General features: G+C 37.0%; 20 protein-coding genes. 13 read left to right on the top strand and 7 right to left on the bottom strand.

Annotated elements, in window-relative coordinates; genetic code table 11:
* Positions 1-172 precede the first annotated feature (172 nt).
* The 4 genes from ACTRXI_RS15665 to ACTRXI_RS15650 are packed head-to-tail and all read right to left on the bottom strand — an operon-like array spanning position 173 to position 4,126.
* On the bottom strand, positions 173-766 hold the full coding sequence (locus tag ACTRXI_RS15665) for a response regulator (protein WP_474264084.1): 594 nt from the start codon (positions 764-766) through the stop codon (positions 173-175).
* Entirely contained in the window at positions 738-2,111 is a 1,374-nt protein-coding gene (locus tag ACTRXI_RS15660) for a sensor histidine kinase (RefSeq protein ID WP_474264082.1), read from the bottom strand. Before ACTRXI_RS15660 ends, ACTRXI_RS15665 begins: the two co-directional genes overlap by 29 nt.
* A gap of 1 nt (position 2,112) precedes the next feature.
* Positions 2,113-3,075, bottom strand: a complete 963-nt coding sequence (locus ACTRXI_RS15655) for an alpha/beta hydrolase (RefSeq protein WP_474264080.1) — start codon at positions 3,073-3,075, stop codon at positions 2,113-2,115.
* Between the two features lie 49 nt (positions 3,076-3,124).
* Entirely contained in the window at positions 3,125-4,126 is a 1,002-nt protein-coding gene (locus ACTRXI_RS15650; RefSeq protein WP_474264078.1) for a helix-turn-helix domain-containing protein, read from the bottom strand.
* 467 nt (positions 4,127-4,593) lie between these two features.
* On the opposite strand from ACTRXI_RS15650, the gene ACTRXI_RS15645 reads away from it, so the two are divergent.
* From ACTRXI_RS15645 to ACTRXI_RS15635, 3 genes are all read left to right on the top strand, one after another.
* A complete protein-coding gene (locus ACTRXI_RS15645) occupies positions 4,594-4,746 on the top strand; it encodes a ribbon-helix-helix domain-containing protein (RefSeq protein WP_474264076.1) in 153 nt (50 codons plus the stop codon).
* 260 nt (positions 4,747-5,006) lie between these two features.
* Positions 5,007-5,792 (top strand): ParA family protein, encoded by a 786-nt coding sequence (locus ACTRXI_RS15640; protein WP_474264074.1) that lies wholly within the window; start codon positions 5,007-5,009, stop codon positions 5,790-5,792.
* The gene (locus ACTRXI_RS15635) at positions 5,764-6,135 is read left to right on the top strand and encodes a hypothetical protein (protein WP_474264072.1); all 372 of its coding nucleotides are present in this window, start codon (positions 5,764-5,766) and stop codon (positions 6,133-6,135) included. Before ACTRXI_RS15640 ends, ACTRXI_RS15635 begins: the two co-directional genes overlap by 29 nt.
* Positions 6,136-6,260: 125 nt before the next feature.
* On the opposite strand, the gene ACTRXI_RS15630 is transcribed toward ACTRXI_RS15635, so the two are convergent.
* A complete protein-coding gene (locus tag ACTRXI_RS15630; RefSeq protein ID WP_474264070.1) occupies positions 6,261-7,430 on the bottom strand; it encodes a replication initiation protein in 1,170 nt (389 codons plus the stop codon).
* 1,774 nt (positions 7,431-9,204) lie between these two features.
* Between ACTRXI_RS15630 and ACTRXI_RS15625 the strand changes: the two genes are divergently transcribed.
* From ACTRXI_RS15625 to ACTRXI_RS15605, 5 genes are all read left to right on the top strand, one after another.
* Positions 9,205-9,807, top strand: a complete 603-nt coding sequence (locus ACTRXI_RS15625; RefSeq protein WP_474264068.1) for a dihydrofolate reductase family protein — start codon at positions 9,205-9,207, stop codon at positions 9,805-9,807.
* Between the two features lie 500 nt (positions 9,808-10,307).
* Positions 10,308-10,598 carry an ArsR/SmtB family transcription factor gene (locus ACTRXI_RS15620; protein WP_474264086.1) on the top strand — a complete coding sequence of 97 codons (291 nt, stop codon included), beginning with the start codon at positions 10,308-10,310 and terminating at the stop codon, positions 10,596-10,598.
* A 3-nt stretch (positions 10,599-10,601) separates the two neighbouring features.
* Entirely contained in the window at positions 10,602-11,000 is a 399-nt protein-coding gene (locus ACTRXI_RS15615; RefSeq protein ID WP_474264066.1) for an SRPBCC family protein, read from the top strand.
* A 46-nt stretch (positions 11,001-11,046) separates the two neighbouring features.
* On the top strand, positions 11,047-11,418 hold the full coding sequence (locus tag ACTRXI_RS15610; RefSeq protein WP_474264064.1) for an iron chaperone: 372 nt from the start codon (positions 11,047-11,049) through the stop codon (positions 11,416-11,418).
* Between the two features lie 62 nt (positions 11,419-11,480).
* Positions 11,481-12,188 (top strand): FAD-dependent oxidoreductase, encoded by a 708-nt coding sequence (locus ACTRXI_RS15605; protein WP_474264062.1) that lies wholly within the window; start codon positions 11,481-11,483, stop codon positions 12,186-12,188.
* A gap of 308 nt (positions 12,189-12,496) precedes the next feature.
* On the opposite strand, the gene ACTRXI_RS15600 is transcribed toward ACTRXI_RS15605, so the two are convergent.
* Complete coding sequence (locus tag ACTRXI_RS15600) at positions 12,497-12,673, bottom strand: hypothetical protein (protein ID WP_474264060.1); 177 nt, start codon at positions 12,671-12,673, stop codon at positions 12,497-12,499.
* Positions 12,674-13,270: 597 nt separating this feature from the next.
* Between ACTRXI_RS15600 and ACTRXI_RS15595 the strand changes: the two genes are divergently transcribed.
* Positions 13,271-14,284 (top strand): tripartite tricarboxylate transporter substrate binding protein, encoded by a 1,014-nt coding sequence (locus tag ACTRXI_RS15595; protein WP_474264058.1) that lies wholly within the window; start codon positions 13,271-13,273, stop codon positions 14,282-14,284.
* A gap of 192 nt (positions 14,285-14,476) precedes the next feature.
* Positions 14,477-15,298, top strand: coding sequence for a DUF6282 family protein (locus ACTRXI_RS15590; RefSeq protein WP_474264056.1), 822 nt, complete (start codon positions 14,477-14,479; stop codon positions 15,296-15,298).
* A gap of 6 nt (positions 15,299-15,304) precedes the next feature.
* Here the strand turns inward: ACTRXI_RS15590 and ACTRXI_RS15585 are convergent, their stop codons facing one another.
* Positions 15,305-16,168 (bottom strand): LysR family transcriptional regulator, encoded by an 864-nt coding sequence (locus tag ACTRXI_RS15585; RefSeq protein ID WP_474264054.1) that lies wholly within the window; start codon positions 16,166-16,168, stop codon positions 15,305-15,307.
* A 149-nt stretch (positions 16,169-16,317) separates the two neighbouring features.
* Here ACTRXI_RS15585 and ACTRXI_RS15580 point away from each other — a divergent pair, with 149 nt between their 5' ends.
* From ACTRXI_RS15580 to ACTRXI_RS15570, 3 genes are read left to right on the top strand one after another with little or no spacing between them, the layout of a single operon-like run.
* A complete protein-coding gene (locus ACTRXI_RS15580; protein ID WP_474264052.1) occupies positions 16,318-16,827 on the top strand; it encodes a tripartite tricarboxylate transporter TctB family protein in 510 nt (169 codons plus the stop codon).
* A 23-nt stretch (positions 16,828-16,850) separates the two neighbouring features.
* Positions 16,851-18,377 carry a tripartite tricarboxylate transporter permease gene (locus ACTRXI_RS15575; RefSeq protein WP_474264050.1) on the top strand — a complete coding sequence of 509 codons (1,527 nt, stop codon included), beginning with the start codon at positions 16,851-16,853 and terminating at the stop codon, positions 18,375-18,377.
* Between the two features lie 29 nt (positions 18,378-18,406).
* Positions 18,407-19,027, top strand: coding sequence for an RraA family protein (locus ACTRXI_RS15570; RefSeq protein WP_474264048.1), 621 nt, complete (start codon positions 18,407-18,409; stop codon positions 19,025-19,027).
* The last annotated feature ends 70 nt before the right edge of the window (positions 19,028-19,097 follow it).

Below are 19,097 nucleotides of genomic sequence, written 5' to 3'. Positions count from 1 at the left end.
CTTTGCCAAGCATGGCGATATCGCCCCTTTTCTTTTTAGTATACGACCCTTCGGGGCGCTTGCCTACAAAAAAACTGTCGAGAAAGGAGACTTTCTCGACAGCCTGGAAAGGGAGGGTTAAAATGATAACCCTCCCTTTCGTTCTAGTCGCTTACTAATCGTATTTAGATTATCAAAAGCTTTTGACTTTTTTGACCTTTTTCTTTGCTTCACGAAGTTGCATTTTTATTGTCTCAGGAGATTTAATAAGCTTTTGGGCAATATCTCTTTTTGTGCAACCCTTCTGATGAAGCGTATAAACTTCCTTCTCTGGCGGCGTTAGATCACGCATCTCCTTTTCTTGACGATAAGAATTTAATAAAGTTTGTGCTGAATCCCCGTGAATAAGAGGTCTACCTGCATAAACACTTTGAATCATCATTGGTAAGTCTTCATAAGAATTTTTTGTAATGTAATTTACGGCTCCAGCTTGGAACGCCTCATCTATCGTTTCTTCATCGTCCCAAGATGTTAGGACAATTGAATTATTAAATGATCGTCCTCGAAATGCTTTCGTAAGCTTCAACCCTTGTAAATCTTCTTGCTCCATATCTAAAGCCAGATCAATTAAAGCAACATCTATTTGATTGGTATCTATGGCCAACGCTTCTTCATAAGTCTTGGCAATTTTTGAGACATGCATCCCTTCTTGGCGCTCTAAGTATTTCGAGAGCAACGTTGACCATATAAGATCATCTTCAATGATAGCTATTCGTATTTGGGGCATTACTATTACTCCACCTCCTGCTTCTACCAAATGAAAACCAAGCATGTTTGGACTTTGGAAACCATAACGAAAAGGTAGTTCCACGGTTTTTCTGACTTTGAACTGTTATGTCCCCGCCATGCTGCTGCATAATATTGAAACAATAAGTTAACCCTAATCCATAGCTTTCCGTCTGCTGTTTTTTCGAGTAGAACGGATCCATTACTCGCTGGCTTTCCATTTTATCCATACCTGGTCCATTATCTGTAATGTCTAGCACCATATACTTTCTAGACTCATACACCTCGATATTTATATTTCCACTTCCTTGTAATGCTTCTTTAGCGTTCTTAACAATGTTATTAATGACTTCCTGAATATGCACAGGGTCGCCATAAAACGAATGTTCAGCACGAATGCGAGTATGGACCTCGATATTATCGTTTGCTAACAAGATTTCTCTTTGAGCTGCCTCTATTAACAGATGTGGCTCGAAATTCTCTCTGCGTAGCTCAATAGTATCTAATTTACTTTGTACTCTTTGTGATAATTCACGTAGATGTTGGGTCGTTTGCTGCATCATTTGAAGGTTTTTCTGTTGGTTTCCTGGCAGGAATTCTCGATCAATTTGCTTAGCCATTAAATCCAATTTACTCACTTCATTTTTGATTGCATGATTAAATAGTGAAGTACCGGATTTTTGAGCTTGAACACCTCGTGATTGTTGTACGAATTGTACTTGAACACCGAGAAATCCGTATTTAACAACAAATATACAAAACAATACAAATTGAAATCCAATGATATAGGTATTGTAACGCCACATACCTGAAATATTCATAGCTTCTAGAATAATATTTGTCACGAGTGCAAACGAAAGAATAGGAACGATAATAATAGCTGTTAATAATTTTTGTTTCTTAATCGATAACCGTGTTTCTTTCCATGCAGCGTAAACAAGCAAACCGTTGCAAACCAAAACATAGGGAGTAACCCAAACGGCAAAAAATTGATGATTCAGTAAAAAATCAGGATAAATTTTGGTAGTGAATAGCATGGATATGGCGGGAAGAAGGAAAAGGAATGTCCAAAGCGTCTTCTGTTTTCGTTGCTTGAGCATTCCGCTATAAATAAGCGCGAACATTAACACAGCTACGGGTGTCCAAAAATGACCTAACGAACTCAAGATACTGTCAGCAATAAGAACATAAGTAGATCGATCTGTACCCGATCCTAAAACACTAGCTAAACCGCCAGCTCCCCCACCAAACCCAATCGAAGCAGCCCATCGTGTCGTTTCACTATAAGGATAAACAGCGATCAACACCAACGCCATGAGCCAAAGCAAGACGACTAATACCACCATGCTATTGAAATCCTATAGAGTGTTGAATGAATGCCTTGGTTTCTTTCGCTATAGTGTGCTTCTTAAAAACAAATCCCGCATGACCACTATTATATATCGATCGTGCTGGGCGCCCCCAGGCTTCCCATAATACCTCTGCATCCTGATTACTTACGTATTGATCATATTTCGCACTCATGAGTAAGATTTTCTCCTTAGATATTTTCGGTGCATTTTCACTTGGCTCAATAATACGCCAATAATCAGCCAATTCCTCATATGTTACTCCATGGTCTTCTAAATCTTTTTTAATATACTTGCCAGCTGTCGTATGATAAATAGCGTATGACATACGATTAGCGTAAAAAACCGATACTAAGACATCAATTTCTTCTTCCAATGTGGCCAATAAATTGGAAATAAACCCTCCTAGGCTAATCCCCACAACAATAACCGGCCCTCCGTGATGCTTTTTCAACCAACGTATTAATCCCCGGAGTTCTTGTATGGTTTGTTGTACCGCATCGATTGTACGAGCTACGTTAGCAGAAATCATCATTTCTCCACTGTAAGAAGAAATCCCAGGTTCTCGTTCTAAATGGTACGGCATACAATAATAAAACATATTCCAATTTTGTTTTTGAAACGTCTTGTGAAAAATACTTTTCGTACGATCATGAGAATCAGCTCGCCATCCATGAACAAATACAACGTTCGGTGCTGAAACATGTTTTAAGTACGCTTCTCCAGATAAAATTCGATTTTCTTCATGCTCTGCTTTATCATTACTTTGAGCTTGAAATGTACCTTCTAAATAATTGTTATTTGGATGAAAGTTAAACGAAAGATCCAATTCGGCAGCAGCATAAAACGTTTCTCGCTCTTCCTGTGTTGGCACATATTTAGGAGGGGCGTATTGATAATCTTCACTTTTGACACGGTGAAGTTGATTTAACGCATAAGTGTCGATCCATTTCGGTATCATGAGTTCGCTCATCCTAACTATATATTAATTCTAATTAAAGCCTAGAGCTTTAACTGTTCTTTCTTCTTTCAGCTAACATTGCTTTGAATTGCTCCTTCTCTTTTTCTAAATTTGAAGAAGCTTTAGTATTATCGAATGAAGTTGTAACTATATTTTCCTTTTGATATGAGGTTATATTGTCTTTAGTTTTTAATCTTTTTTGAGAAGCTATGTGTCCTTCTATTTCACTTTTGATAGTGATAAACAAATAGTCGTTCGGTTTTTTTATTTTAGTGCTGGTTTTTATATTTCTAATCGGATTTTGAAGAATAGCGAGAAGTGTTTCTTCGTTATTTTCTAATAAAAATAATTGATTAAACTCCTTTTCTACTTGAGCTTTAGCCCTAAATAAAATACCAATCCAATCATATAATTCTTGATACGAATCACTAAAAGTATCTAATATATAAAAGATTTTGTCCGGAACAACAGAGTTCAAACTAGATTTCAGTAATTCTTCTTTATTTTTTTCTTTATCAGTAGAGATTTGACTAAAATAATAATTTTCTAAGTTCGTTTCTTTTAGTGTTTCTTTTTGTTTCTTAATATTAAAGCTATTATTGTTCAAGTTATTACTGTTAGTACCCCAATTTTCGGTACTTGGATTATCCGTTCTCGGTTTTTCAGGGTACGGATCCACACCCGAATTTTTAGGGTATGGAATGATTTCTTCTTTTGAAGGCTCTTTTGGAACAGCTAAAATTGAATATATGTTTCGATCGAATTTTGCACCTTTGGTACGTTGACGAGTGATTCGAATATATCCAAGCTCAATTAAGTACTTACGCCATTTGTAATATGTATCTTCTGACATTCCTAGTTCATCACACTGCAAACTGACACTAGGAAAAGCTGTCCTTTCCCCACTCTCATTTGTCCCAGCAAAGGAGCACATATAGGAATAGATAAGCTTTGATTGCTTTGGTAGTGTCTTGTCACGCATAACTTTTTGAGCTATTAATCCATAGCCATTTTCATAAATAGTACCTTCGAATTGAATTACTGCATTCATATAAAAATCCTCCTTCTAAAAACCCCTGTTAGAGACTTCCAAGAAAGAGGAACAAGATGTAAGTCCAGACACCACTGCCTTACACTTTTTCGTAACAAGCTTTAAAAACAGTGTGCAAAATTAGCAAAAGGTTCAAAATTTTAATTCCCTATGATAAACTGATTTTAAAGATAGTTTTGGAGGGATCTCTGTTTATAGTACCTTGGCGGCCAAACCGGATACTATGAGCAGGGATTTTTTCATGTATCATTTTTTAATAATGTAAATCTTAAAATTGAACTTACAATATATAACATTAAGAATAACAATAGACGATCTGCTTCACAAGTTAGACTTTGTAATAGCAGAAACTTATGCTCTACAAAATTTCAAAGAGTTGTTTCATGAAAAACAATCGTATATTATAATAATACACAGTAATTGTAACGTGTATTAAAAAGATACACAATAACCAGGAGGAATTTCCTTTGTCCCAAATTGTTAATATGCGATACCCTAAGGAATTATTAGAACGAATTGATAAGTTTAAAAAAGATAAAGGTTTTCAAACTCGTACTCAAGCAATCATTTATTTATTACAGTATGCATTAGAACAATCGGATAGAGACAAAAATAAATAACATCACATATAACAAAGGAGGTTGTCCATATTTTCATCAAAATGCTGAAAACTTCCCTTTTTGTTTCTTAAGACGTTACTTTTATTTAGATCGTTCCTTTAATTAAACAGTGATATTGAAGGAAACATCATTAAGTTTCAATAAACTGAAACGTAAACTTTTTAGTTTATTGAAACATTTAAATTTCAATAATCTATGGCATTTACATTTTAGATTATGTATACTTTTAATAGAAACAATTACATAAGCGGGGTGACACGATGACGACAACTATTACATTCGGTATTCAAAAAGGCGGTGTCGGAAAAACACTGACGTCCGGAGTGACTGCGTACCTGTTATCTGAGGCAGGCTATAAAGTGCTTTGTGTGGATATGGACTCCCAAGGCAACCTAACACAGTTTATCTCAGGTATCGATGATCTTTCAGATTTTGAAAATGAAACTGTATTAGAGGCGATCAAAGAGCAAGATGCCAGGCCGTACATTAAAGGAATCAGCGAGAACTTGCACCTCCTCCCTTCTGATGACTATTTAGCAACGATTGGCCAGTTTTTGTACCAGGAGTATGACGGCAACCGTTCACTTGCGCTTCATCGTACCCTAGAGCCCGTACATACGTTTTATGATTTTATCATTATCGATACCCCTCCGGCTCTCTCGGAGCAGACGATCAATGCGTTGAGTACTTCTACACACGTCGTAATTATGTTTGAAACTAGCAAATTCTGTTACTCGGCGGTTCCCCGCTTTATTGATACTGTCATGACAACAAAAGAACGACTAAATCCCGATCTCGAAATCGCAGGCATTTTGCGCACGCTCGCAGACGCCAAGCGGGTGGACTCTCAGGCCATGATTCAATTAATCGAGAACGAATACCCTAATTATGTTTTTGATACAGTCATTCACCGAAGAGCGACAACCGGGCGCCTTCCTATTTATGGACTCGTCAATAACTCAGAAGCAAATCAGGCATTCAGTTACCATAAATCATTTGTAAAGGAGTTGATGGAACGTGTCGGAACCGAAAAAACAAACCAATAAAGGAACAGATAAAGTACTCCAAAATATGACACAGCGTAATCAACGACCTTCTCCAGCTAATATGTTTTTTGACCACCAGGAAACGCCAGAGAAAAATGAAACAAAAGAAGAACAAAATGAAGTTCCTGAGGAAAAAGAAAATTCAGAAGAAACCTTTTGGTCTAATTTTGGGCAAAAGAAGGAGAAAGTCGAAGACACCCATAAACGAGGGACGTTCTTGATTCGAAAAGATCTGCTGGAAGAATTTAATCGCCTTGCGGAAGGCCAGGGCAAAGGTTTCAAAACGCAAGCTATTAATTATGCCCTGGAAAATTTAATAAAAGAAATAAAACAAAATCGGTAAAACGTAAACTTTGACACAAACTGAAACGTTTCAGTTTGTGTCATTTCTATTTACTTACATAAGATCAGCATTAAGTATGACAAAGGCTTCCGGGGGTGCATCTCCCGGAAGCCTTTGTCTATCGCTTATTTCGTTACATAAGGAAGCCAGCGATTTTTTATACGTTCAAGTTGGTCATTGGAATATCCTTGCTCTTTTAGCCGTGTTTCTAATTCCTCTTCAATCATCCAGTTGGGTGTTGGCCCACCGTTGTTTCCGGAATATTTTTTAATAAGGTCTTTCACAATCATTTTTGTTTTTTTAGATTCGGGAAGGTTATTTTCATCATTTTTAATATCAGTCATCGATGATTCGAATACCATTGTTTGGCTGGCCGCATAATCTTTACGAATCGCATCCATCAATACTCCAGCCAAATTATGAAACTGACGTTCATCTTGAGAAGCGATATGTTCAATATTTCGAATGACTTTATCTTTTTCGTGTTCTTTTAATAGTTTTTTGGCCTGCTTTTCATCAATACCATAGGTTGTTAAAAGCTGAATGATCTCACTATTATCGTTTTCCTCAATCACATGTTCAACGTATTTGTCATTGGATTGGATCGTAAAAGTAAGAGCGGCTACTTTTCGTCCTTCTTTGACTTCTACATACGAAAACGTCAAATCAGTATAACTTCCCAGTTCTTCCTGTGCTTTTTTGAGAATTCGATTTTTAAAATTTGCATAAGGTTCGTACTTTCCTTCTTCAATATTCAAGAGTTGTCGAAGATCTTGAATGGAATAACTCACCTGTTTGCGGAATTCGTCTTTTTTTAACAGTTCATACATGCGCATAGAGTACTCGCTACGCAAACGAAGCACGTTTCTTAATTTAAACGGAGTGAACCGTTGTTTCAACTCGAGCAAATACGGTTTCATTTTCTGTGAAAACTCCAGTTCCACGCAGCCCTGGCCGTGGAAATACTCGCTGGAAGCTACCCAGTTCACGTACAGTTCTGATCTTTCTTTTTGGATGTATGCGCCTTTCTGCTGCAGACCGACCACTATTTCTTGAACTTTTCGATAATAGTTTTTTGTCTGAATACCAAGAATATCGGCAATGTCTTTTACTTTTACTCTATGGATTTTGAAGTCGTTATCTTCTTTATGTATCAACGAAGCGAAGGCATAAATAATTCGACGTTCCTGGATAGTGAGATCCTGACGGGACATGATGAGATCATTGGATTGGGTGACTGTATGGTCGGGTGATATTTCGGAGACTCCAGGTAAATTCATTTGTTCACTCACCATGCCGTTTCATTCCTCCCATTTATTAGTAAGTTAATTATAGTTAATGGGTGTATTTTCTGTCTACTCCTCTTTTTGTAATAGTTAAGAAAGATAACAGCAAACGTTTTAATTTTCCCTTGTTGTTTACATCGTTTATTTATTTAACAACTAATTAACAATGATTAATGATTGGGGAGGACTGTATTTGACTCATACCAAGGGTTTCAAAGTTGAACTATTACACATTGAGGAGTGAAGTATTACATATCGAGGAGTCAACTATTACACATCGAGGAGTCTAACTATTACACATTGAGGAGTGAAGTATTACATATCGAGGAGTCAACTATTACACATGAGGGAGTAACTATTACAATTAGGGGAGTCTAACTATTACACATTGAGGAGTCTTTTTTTAGCGAGTTATTTTTCTCGAACTATTACATATCGAGGAGTCGGAATACAATAAATGTTTAAATTTTTTGTTACATTTACATAAATGTTTTAGTTTATGTAAATCATAGGCAAAATACTAAAAACCTACATTGTCTGCACTGTAAATATCATAGAGTAAGCAAAGATTTATTTTTTCTATGAATTGATTATGCGGTTAATCATAATTTTTGGTTATTACATTTTTCGAACTATTACACAAAAAGGAGCCATGATTAAATGATAGTCTTTATGTAAAAATGTATCTTAGGCTTGTATATTACATAAACAAAAACTGTTTTTATTTATGAAAAATAAAAGTAAACATAATATATTCATGAAACTGTTACGATTATGTTTATTTAATTAAAATTTATTATAGATAACAAAACTATTCAAATACGCTGTCAGGCGTTCTGCGAACAATTTAAAGATTTGCTAGTTCATATTGGAAAACACAACAAATATTATTAAACATTTTACATTTACGTAAATGTAAAAATTAAATTAAGTTTGAATAAGATAAAATGGATATTGAAGAAAGTTAAAGAGAAATGCTCATTTGAAGTGAACAATCTAGAAAGTAATAAGGTCACAAACGTAGCGTTAGCCAATCAGAAGAAATCGCTGGATTCGTGCATCAGAAACATCATCATGACAGAGAAGAGTCGGAGAGAACCGTTTGGCGATGGATAACCTTAATTAAAAAATATTCCAGATTGAAGACAAGAAAATCACTAAAATAGATGTTCTAAGAAGCAGGCAAAAAAAGAATGTTAATTTTATAGTTATAAGTGTATTACATTATTATATTTGTTTACTGAAACGTTTACGTATTAGTAAATGTAATTTTATATTATTTAATCAATTGCACATAGTATAATCATGATAAAAACCTTCCTCCTCATATAGGAACGGCGAGCCGTTTACTCTTTAGGTCCTTTAGGGGCGGCGATATACTCTGAATCCTGGATAACGCCTTATAGTTTATGAGCATCGAACTTCCGATAAGGGCCGTTGTGTTAACACTATAGTTCTCGCTTTTTAAGTTGATTACTTTCAATGACAACTAGTATTGGGGATTAGTTGTTTTGAAGAAAGGCTTTGTTTTCCTGAAGTTTTAGATATGCACATATTCATAATCCATTATGTTGTGCGTGTTTTTTTTATCTATGATACCCACTGAATGCCGAACCTCGGGTTTCAGTTTCCTGAAAGTTGAAATACTAGCAATCGTTGCTAATCTTTTTCTCGGTGCTCTCATACATTGATGGGATGAAATTTTTTTGTAGCATTGGGACCTTGTCGTTTTATAGAAAGCCTTTTATAGTTAATTTACATTAACCTAAAGGAGAGTGTTCAAATGAGAAAGCTCATTGTTTTATCTTTTATAACACTCGATGGCGTCATGCAAGCACCTGGAGGTCCAGAAGAAGATTCGATTAATTCGTTTCCTTATGGAGGCTGGTCTGTCCCGTATTGGGATGCGATTCTTGAGACAGAAATGGATAAACAAATGGGAACAAATGTCGAATTGCTTCTCGGAAGAAAAACCTACGATATTTTTGCAGCTAATTGGCCAGAGATTGACCCGGGTAATATGATCAACGAAGTCAAAAAATATGTCGTGACTACTCGCCCTCTTCCAAATGAGACGGATATTTGGAAAAACTCTTTGCCGATCAACGGCGATATCGTGGAACAAATAAAAATGCTTAAAAGCGACGAAGGGCCAGATTTGCAAGTTCACGGTAGCAGTCAACTTGTTCAGACGTTATTGGAAAATGATCTAATAGATGAGCTTTGGCTCAAAATATACCCAATCACTCTTGGGAGTGGAAAACGCTTGTTGGCTTCAGGAACAATCCCCGCTGCATTTAATGTGAAGGAATGTGTCCTGAGCACCAAAGGAGTTATCATAGCAACATATGAAAAATCAGGTGATATTGAAACAGGGTCTTTTTAGAACATCAAATATCTCATCGATCCCACCCCCAGAACACGTAGCCATTCCATAAACAAACGTCCTTCCGGAGTTACACTTTTTTCGTTTTCAATCACGACAACAAAGAATACACTCTCGGTTCTCTCATGCCATAGCTGCTAGGGCATGAAATCATGGTAAAAAATGGATGATCGTGCGTATCTAATGCGTTATGTCGCTTATTCCCCTTTCGCATGCTCAAAAGCTTGTTAGATATTGTACACGTCCTTGCAAATGAACTTTTAGACGAAAAACACCCCATTTTTGTCTCTGAAAATGGGGTGTTTTTCGTCTAAAAGTCAAGAGTTTTGGAAATACATATTTGATGTTAAATGAGAATTTAGAGGACTAATTCTTCCATGATACTTAAGAATGTATGTTTACAAGACACCATTTAGTGTCGTATAATAAAGACACTAAATGGTGTCGTTTTAATATGGGGGATGAGACTATTGAATACAGAATTAAACCGTGATGTTTTCATGGCCATAGCTGATCCCAACAGACGTAAATTAATACGTCTGCTGGCAGATGAAAGAGAGTTACCTCTGTACGAATTAACCAGCCATTTTCAAATGGGGCGAACGGCAGTTTCCAAGCACCTGAGTATTCTAAAAGAAGCCAATGTTGTGCTTGACCGTAAAGTTGGCAGAGAAACAAGGTACCGCATGAATGCAGAACCACTGAAGGAAGTTAAAGATTGGCTCTCCTATTATGAAAAATTTTGGAATGACAATGTAGAAAGCTTAAAAAAACTATTAGAGGAGGAATAAACGATGGCTGATTTATCATTGGATTTTCAATTATCAAATTCCATTGAAAAGGTATGGAAGGCGTTAACAAAATCTGAGATGCTTTCAGAGTGGGTTATGGAAAATAATTTCAAACCAGTGGTTGGCCACAAATGCCAATTCCGGAATGAGCAAATAGATTTAGTGGTGGACTGTGAAGTTTTAGTAGTGGACGAACCCTATAAGTTGTCCTATACCTGGGTAGGGGGGCCAATAGATACCATTGTTACCTGGACGTTGGCAGAAGAGGATGGGGAAACGCACCTTCATCTTGAACAGACTGGATTTGACGAAACAGGGCAAGCATTCCATGGGGCGAAAAATGGATGGATATACAAAGTGGAAGAGCTTAAAACCATGTTAAATGAAAAAGAAGAGAGTTAGGTTGTGTCCTTAATTATTAGAAAAAATTATTTTAGGAGGAAAGAACATGACTGATTTTCCCGCATTTTTAAAAGAAATTGATGACCCCTCGCGTCAGAAAAGAGTGGAAGAAGTTTTCAGCTGGATAAAAACCCGATACCCTGATTTAGAAACAGAAATGAAATGGGATCAGCCAATGTTTACCGATCACGGAACATTTATTATCGGATTTAGTGTATCTAAAAAACACTTGGCTGTTGCTCCGGAGAAAGTGGCGATTGCTCATGTCGAGGAGGATATCGTAGAAGCGGGGTACGAGTATACAAAGGAACTTATTCGAATCCCCTGGAATAGTCAAATGGACTATTCACTACTGGAAAAGATAATCGATTTTAATATTTGGGATAAGGCCCATTGTTCCACTTTTTGGCGGAAATAAAATAATATAAGCACCTTTGGAACTGCGTGAAAGCTTCTAAAAGATTTAGAGGAGGGAGCAGGATGAATTTATTAAAAGATATGACATCTGTATTTAAAAAGAGGGAATTATCATTTATAGAAAGGCACAAGGAGTCTGAAAGAGTGTACTCCTTTCTATTTGAAAAACCACACGACTTAACTTGGACAGCAGGCCAGCATGGTTTGTTTACTATTATGCATAAAAAAGTAAAAAATCCTACTAAACCATTCACATTGTCAGCGGTACCGGCAGAAAAGGTAGTAAAAATAACCACGACGATAAGGGAAGAACCAAGTGAATTTAAACAGGCGTTACTGGAATTAAAACCAGATATGAACATTAAAATGAGCGGGCCTGTAGGGTCTTTTTACCTGAAGGACACTCTCCCGACTCTCTTCATTGCAGGAGGAATCGGGATTACTCCGTACCGGGCGATTTTAAAACAAATAATTCAAGAAGGGAATACGGACGAAAAACAAATAAACTTGCTTTACCTGGACAGTACAAAACTTTATATATTTAAAGATGAACTTGATGGTATGACTGATGATAATGTAATGAATGTAAAGTACCTTGATTCAAGAAATCACCTTCAAGAGGAGATAGATAAATTCATCACCCTGTATCAAAATAGAGGTAATTACTTTATCGCTGGGCCGAAATCAATGGTAGACACTGTATCTGCTTATATAAAAAATCAAAATGTACCGAAGCGGAAAATAAATAAAGATGGCTTTTTTGGATATTAGACAAGATTGATAAAGCTATGTTGACCATTGGTGAAACTAAAAAAACAAACATTCTTACAATTTGCATAATAAATCTTTCTTAAGGCCTTAGCACATATTGAGGTCTCTTTTTGTTGCGGCAATTTTTTCATGTCGATTTCGATAGGTTAAAGAAGACATACAAGACACACTTGTGTTAAGTAAATAACTACTGATAATTTCGATTATGTTTAATAGGAGCTATTCTTACTGGCGTAATAAGCACCAATAAAACTTATGAATTAACAAAAAGAGGATGCCCAATGCGCTCTCTTTTTATGCCTCTATATTCAACTCTTTTCTTTAAGGGCTTCAAGGAACTTACTTTCCCATGCTGCTACTGGAATGACTACTGCTATAGTGATTACTACTTCAATAAGAAAAGATAATAACCTAAAATTAAATATAGCTAAGTAAATGGTAGTAGCTAATACGCCTACCAATGATTGTACTTTCCATTCTTTCATGACGTATCTTTAGCCTTATTATCCGTATGATCTTGGTGTGACCATTTTTCTAATTCTTCGACTCGTTTCTCCATCCGATGAATAAGCATATGGGATCGAATTGCGGAAAGCTCTCCAACACGTTACATAACACCCTTTGCATGCTATTCGTATCCTCTCCATCGTTAAATTCCATTATGGTTGTTTATTCATATTCTCCGTGATGGAGAAGGTCATAAAAAACCGGACATGAGTTGCAGGCTTTTCTATCATCAACATCAGATCTTTAAAACTGGATCTTTTTCTTAAGGTAAAGAAGCATCTACTAACTGTAGGTGGTCTTCCACGAAAGGGTGGATGGTTAACTCCACAAGAACCTATGTAGTTGATTCGATCATCAGAGATACGTCGTATTTTACCTATTGTAATTGTTCTCGGCCCGGGCAGGCTTCCGCATTGTTAAGACTCGCCGATAGATTTTCGAGAAAAGGTGCTTTAATCGTATGATAGAAAATATTGATTGAATCCAATTAAAAATAAATATTTTATTAATTGTAAAAACTATCCTATGATTAGAGTATTCAATATTTGATAACGCTTACAAGAGGGGGAGAAAGGATGAAAAGAAACATTAAACGGTTAACAGTAGGATTAGGATTGGGGATTTCAGTGATCGGTCTAACAGCTTGTGGGAGTGGAGAAGGAGAAGGAGAGAGTTCAAGTGGTTCTTCAAATGATTTTCCCAATGAGCAAGCGGAGTGGACGGTAGCGTTCGGCCCAGGCGGGGGTAATGATCTAATGTCTCGGACTGTCGTAGACATTCTTCAAGAAGAAGAAATTTATCCGGAAAACATTGTAGTTGAAAACCGTGAAGGTGGAAGCGGGGCCCAAGGGTGGAGCTATTTTAAACAACAAGAAGGAGATCCATACCAACTAACAGCAACTAGTGGCAACATGATTGCCACCCCATTATCTGCAGATACAGACTGGTCTTATGAGGACTTTACTCCAGTCGGTTTATTAGCTTCAGACGAGTCGTTATTTGCTGTAGCCGGAGACTCTCCATATGATACTATCGAAGAATTTGCCGAAGCAGCTAAAGAAGAAGATCTAAGCGTTGGAAGTACAGGAACCGTAGGACCCGGAAGAGTAGTAACTGCTTTATTTGAACAAGAAGCAGGGATAGAAGTTGACTACACTCCGTATCAAGAGTCTGGTCAAGTAACAACATCTTTAACTTCTGATAGCATAGATGCACTGGTAGCAGAGCCTAATGAAATTCTAGGTCAAATTGAATCAGGCGAATTGAAAGCGTTAGCATATTCCGGAGAGGAAAGAAGTGAAAGCTTAGACGAAGTACCGACTTTTAAAGAAGCGGGATATGACTTTACTTTTTCTTTGCCGCGTGGAGTAATGTTACCTGGGAACGTTTCGGAGGAAGAACAAGAATATTGGATTGAAGCCATGAAAGAAGTAACTAAATCTGAGGCCTTTGATGAGTACATTGAAAAGAATAACTTGAATGAAAACCTGCTGTGGGGAGAAGATTTTAAAGAATATTTAGACGAAACGCACGCTGAATTCGAAAATACACTTATTGAAACAGGAGTAATAGAAGAAGAGAGTAAATAAACCTGTATTAGACTGTTACATTAAAAAGTTTATATAGCTAGAAGTTAATCTCCATGCTTATACCCTTCTTAATCATTTAGTTTTTAATGAAAAAATGATCTAAGAAGGGTATTATTTTATATGTTACTAAATATCCGTTCTACATATTATCCAAATCAGTACAAATATATTGTGAATAAGAGGGGAGAAATAATGAATTTATTAAATGGCATCATCGATCTTCACGTACATTCGTTTCCAGATATTAGAGAACGCTCACACACCGATTGGAGTCTCGCTGAAAAAGCGAAAAAAAGAGGAGCAAAACATATTGTTTTAAAATCGCATTATTTTCCTACGATGGATCGAGCGTGGCTTGTGAATCAGTCGCTTAATAGTAATTTTTTTATTGGAAGTATCACATTAAATGAGTTTGTCGGAGGATTAAATGTTAACGCGGTTTCAGCAGCTTTAACTTTGGGTGCAAAAATTGTTTGGCTGCCTACCGTTTCTGCTAAAAATCACCGCAATTATGAGCAGCAAGGCGATGGAATAACGGTTGCTGAACAAGGGAAAGTGAAAGCGGAATTGATTCCCGTCTTAAAAGAAATTGCGAATCACAACGCTATTTTAGCTACAGGGCACATATCCAGAGAAGAAATATTTGCTGTCTGCAAAGAGGCGAAAGCTCAAGGCGTGCAAAAAATCATCATTACACACCCAGAATTTTACGCTGTTAATTTATCGATCAATGATCAACGGCGATTATTAGCAGAATCAGAAGTTTATTTTGAGCGAACGTATGCCCAGCCTGTTGGCAATGGAAAATATGAATTAAATTTAGAAAAAAACTATTCAGCTATTAGAGAAGTAGGGGTAGAATCAACTATAATTTCAAGTGACAGCGGTCAAATAGAAAATCCAGAGTGGCATCAAGCAATGGAACATTATTTAAACTACATTCATAAAAATGGAATTTCTTATGAACAAATCCGTCATATGACGGTAGAAAACCCAAAAAAATTATTACAGTAGAAATATCTAGACGTAAAAATTTTTAGTCACAAACCTTGCAAATTCTCGTACTGTGGAAAGCTTATAATATTCTGATTTATATAATAACCATGTGGTCCATTTAATATAATTATTGTCTTGATCTTTAAGATTATGGATATAAAAGTTGTCCTGGTCTTCAATAACTATATCAGGAACGATAGCATAGCCAAGACCATGTTTTACCATGCGCTTGGCTATTTCCATATTTCCTACATGCATTGTAGTCTTGGTTGGCAGCATAAAGTTATTTTTCCACCAATTGTCTATAATCATAATGAGAGAGGGATCAGTCTGATAACTAATGCGATTGATAGAAGGCAAGTCGTCAAACTGAAACGGAGAAGCAGAAATAACACAGATGTTTTCCTCAGATAAGTTTTCCTTCTCCTCGGCCCAATGATGGTCGCCACGAACAATTCCTATGTGAAACTCCTGATTATAAACAGATTGAATAAGGTCAGGGTTAAGTCCGGTACGGACAGTGAAATCAACAGAAGGAAAAAGCCGCTTAAATTCACTAAGTAATTGGGGCAACTTGTAAATAGCTATCGCCCGGGCCACACCCAGATTAAGGGTGCCAACCGTGTTTTCATCCATATTCCATAAATCTTCTTTTAAATCACGATACCTGGTTAACATTTCGAGAGCGTAACGAACCAAATGTTCTCCCTGTTCTGTAAATTCGATGCCGGAACGGCTCCTTTGAAGAATTACTACTCCGAGTTCCTTTTCCAATTGCTTGAGCCGATAGGTCATAGAGGGTTGAGAGATGTACAGTTTTTCAGCAGCTTTTGTAATATTTTTTTCGTGCAATAAAGTCTCTAACATGCGCCAATCTTTGTAATTCAATACGTACACTCCTTTAATAGAAAAAATTGATGGTAATATATTTAATTTTAATATTTTATTTATGCTTAATTTCATCATACACTATTTATATACAAATGAAAGCGTTATCTAAAAGAGAAGCTAACGTGAATAGAAAGAGAGGGAGTTTGATGAAAATAGTATTTTCTGGAATTTTTTTCTTGGTGTCGTTGATATATACCATAATGGCGGTTGTTCAATTCCAGATTTTTAATGGCGCAACTCCGGGGCCCGGATTCTTTCCAGTAACGATTGGAGGTCTTATGACTTGCTTACTTGCTATTAATACTTATAAAGATTTCTCCCAAAAAGATCAGGGAGACAAAGGTGAAAGTATAGTGGACCGTCAGGTACAAGCATTAAAAGAGGATCAAGAAGCATCATCAGAGCAAGAAGATACTCCAAAATATCCTAAGGACATGTTGATAGTAGCTTTGCTGATCGCTGGATTTATTGCGTGTTTGCCAATACTAGGCGGGATTATTTCAATGGTGTTATTTATGTTAGTTTCCTTGTTTTACCTGAATCGCAAAAAATATATTGTTAATATCGCTTGCAGCATTTTAATTCCAGTCAGTTTATTTTTATTGTTCGATGTGTGGCTGCAAGCAAGCATGCCACAGGGAATTTTTGGTTTTTGAGTTAAGGAAGGAGTGAGAAACCCATGTTTGCTGATTGGATAAATAATCTTGGTATAGGTTTTTCGGTAGCTTTTACTCCTACTAATCTTGTTTTTTTACTAATTGGAGTAATGGTAGGAATGGTCGTCGGAATGTTCCCTGGCTTTGGTCCAGCAGCAGGTATCGCAATTTTGTTACCGCTAACATTTAATTTGGATACCACGACCGCAATCATTATGTTAGCAGGCATTTATTACGGGTCTATGTACGGGGGGACAATTACTTCGATCTTAATTAATACCCCTGGAGAAGCTGCTACTGTAGCTTCCATGTTAGACGGTTATCCTTTGGCTCAGCAGGGAAGAGCTGGTCCGGCGCTGGTGATGCAAGCTATCGCTTCGTTTATTGGCGGAACTATTGGAGTAGTTTTAATCACAGCACTCGCTCCGATATTAGCAGAGATAGCTAGCTCTTTTGGACCTTCAGAATATTTTTTAATTATTTTAATCGGACTTTTGTTGCTCACTACGATGATGGGAGATGACAAATTAAAAGGGTTTATCTCGGCTTTGTTCGGCTTTGCTATTTCTATGGTAGGCGTGGATGTCATTAGTGGAATGCAAAGATATACATTCGGTTCACCGGAATTAATAGGCGGGATTGAATTTGTAGCAGTGGCAATTGGTTTATTTGGAATCGGTGAATTACTGTATTGCATATACACAGGACTGCACCGGACAGACAAACAAGAAAAAATTAAAGTGCCGTTTCTTGGTAAAGGTTTTTGGCCTACTCGCGAAGATTTTTCCACGACGAAGTTTACCCATTTACGAGGAGGACTTTTAGGATTCGGCGCCGGTATCCTCCCGGGCTCGGGAGCTACATTGGGATCAATCCTTTCCTATTCTGTAGAAAAAAAGGTGTCTAAAAGATCTAAGAACTTTGGCAGAGGCGAAATGGCCGGGCTAGTTGCACCTGAAGCCGGAAACAACGCTGCTTCATCAGGCGCAATGGTTCCTTTGCTGACATTGGGAATCCCTGGATCAGGTGCTACAGCTGTATTATTAGGCGCTTTTCTAGTATGGGGGCTGCAGCCTGGTCCTCAGTTAATGGCCCAAGATCCTGAATTTGCCTGGGGCATGATTACTAGCATGTATTTGGGGAACGTCATGCTGGTTCTAGTTAGTATTTTAGCTATTCCATTATTTGTGAAATTTCTGGATATTCCTTATAGAGTAGTAGTACCTATAATTGTCGTACTTTGTGTCATCGGTGGCTATAGTTATAATTCCAGCATGATTGAAACCTGGGTATTAATTATCGCAGGGGTTATCGGTTTTAGCATGAAATTATATGGCTATTCCCCAGCTGCCGTGGTATTAGCTCTAGTATTAGGAGCAACCGCTGAAGCCAGCTTGTTACAATCATTGATCGTTTCTAACAACAACCCGATTTCTTTACTGGAACGACCAGTTACTTTAGGTTTATTCATTATCGTACTACTCGTAGCATTTTTGCCACTGTTGTTAAGGATATTACTACGAAAGAAGGGTTCTTCACCTAATTCGTAAACGTTTTATTTGAAAATAGGAGGAATAATATGACAGCAACTAAAATACTGACAAAATTAGAGGCATTGCCTACTACTGCTTTATCTGACGGACTTAAAGGCGTAAATCACATGGAAAATATGATTAAACCATTAGATAACGCCATGAAAGTCTGTGGGCCGGCAAGAACTGTCAAAATTCAAGCGGGACAAAATAAAGAGGTTCTTCGAGCCATCAATGAGGCGGAGGATGGAGAAGTACTAGTAATTGATGTTCAAAACGACACTACTCATGCTGTAGCCGGAGATTTTATTTTAAAAATGGCCCAGCATCTAGGAGTAAGGGGGGTAGTGACAAACGGAGTGATTAGAGATCAAAGAGAAATTATTAATATGGAGTACCCTGTCTTTTGTCAAGGCAGCACAGTAGCCGCTGGTAAAAAAGAAAAGCGCGGAAAAATCAACGTTAATATTGAATGCGGAGGCGTAACGGTAAAGCCCGGTGATTATGTGAGCGCAGATGAAGATGGAGTAGTAATTATTCCTAAAGACGATATTGAACAAGTTATTCATTTGGCTTCTGAAAAGATTAAAAGTGACGAAGACAGAGAAGCGGCCGTACTAAAAGATACTTCTTCTATACGTGCTCATTTGCAAGAGAAAAGTGAATAGTTTTGACTCCCTTAGTAAGTATTAAATAATTTAATGAATTCCCATTTAATATAAGTATTTTTCAAAATTA

Source organism: Marinococcus sp. LNHM4E3-1, assembly GCF_056034405.1.
This window is presented reverse-complemented; position numbering and strand designations above follow the sequence as displayed.